The sequence below is a fragment of the Microcoleus sp. B4-C1 genome (assembly GCF_036705285.1).
Classification (GTDB): domain Bacteria; phylum Cyanobacteriota; class Cyanobacteriia; order Cyanobacteriales; family Microcoleaceae; genus Microcoleus.
In genome coordinates this window covers 77,895-79,176 of record NZ_JAUBUC010000015.1, presented here as the reverse complement: position 1 = coordinate 79,176, position 1,282 = coordinate 77,895, and the positions used below count along the sequence as shown (strand labels likewise).

1 pseudogene is annotated in these 1,282 nt (G+C 56.9%); it reads right to left on the bottom strand.

What is annotated here, in order from left to right:
• Positions 1–1,282 (bottom strand): annotated as a pseudogene (locus QUB26_RS08815) (calcium-binding protein); the annotation flags it as partial.

The following is a 1,282-nucleotide window of genomic DNA, read 5'->3' as shown; positions in this document are numbered from 1 at the left end:
CCGGCAGGGCTAGAAGGACCTGTCCCGGCAGGGCTAGAAGGACCTGTCCCGGCAGGGCTAGAAGGACCTGTCCCGGCGGGGCTAGAAGGAGTTGTCCCGGCGGGGCTAGAAGGAGTTGTCCCGGCAGGGCTAGAAGGAGTTGTGCCCTCAATGGTGAAAGGATTGTCGTCTACGCGGGGTATTTGAGCTGTAGTGAACCGAGATTCATCTAGCGAGTTCGATCGAACATCAATCAACACCGCCAAAAATTCCCCAGTTTGCCTGTCCCTAATAATCGTGTTGCTAGAATTCGAGCCTTGGCCCTGGAAAATTTCTAACTCTGTAAAATTCAAACCTCCAGCCAGACCGATCGAATCTCCCGGATTAAAATCTCTAATTACATCAGCATCGCCGATTTCGCGACCGCCAGTAGTAAGAAACCCGTTGCCACCGGGCGACGTGCCCACCCTACCGAGAACAAAGATATCCGATCCGTCGCCTCCTGTCAGAGTATCAGACCCGCGATCGCCCGAAAGAATATCATCCCCAGCATCTCCAGACAAAGAATCATTGCCATCGCCCCCGAAGAGCAGGTCATCACCCTCGCCGCCATCACCAGTATCGTTACCAACACCGCCGGTGATAACATCCCCGCCCTGCTGTCCCAACAAAATATCATTGCCAGCGCCGCCAATCAGGCAGTCGTTACCCGTGTCGCCAAAAACAGTGTCACTGCCCCTGTCGCCAAAAATCAGGTCGTCTTCCCCACCACCGCGCAGACAGTCATTGCCTTTACCGCCGTACAGCGTGTCGTTACCTTCAGAACCCAAGACAATATCATTGCCCAGGTCGCCAAAAGCTAAGTCATCGCCCTCGTCGCCAGAAACCAAGTCATCGTCTTTGCCGCCCCGCGCCGTGTCATTACCGCGCCCGCCCTCAACAATATCTTTACCAGCGCCACCGTTGAGAGAATCGTTACCGTCTTCGCCCCTGAGTAGATCGTCTCCGTCCCGACTCAAAAGTGTGTCGTCGCCGGCACCCCCGGCAATCGTGTCATTGAACAAGCTGCCGATTAAATAGTTACTGCCGTCATTTGCGACAACTAAGCCATCGACAAAAAGTGGCTCTGGGGGAGGCGTGGGAACTGTCAGAGTTGGCCGCGGCACAGGCGTGACCGAAATGTCCGGGCCCGTCCCCGTCACCATCGGCGGCTCCGTCCCCGTCATCATCGGCGGCTCCGTCCCCGTCATCATCGGCGGCTCCGTCCCCGTCATCATCGGCGGCTCCGTCCCCGTCATCATCG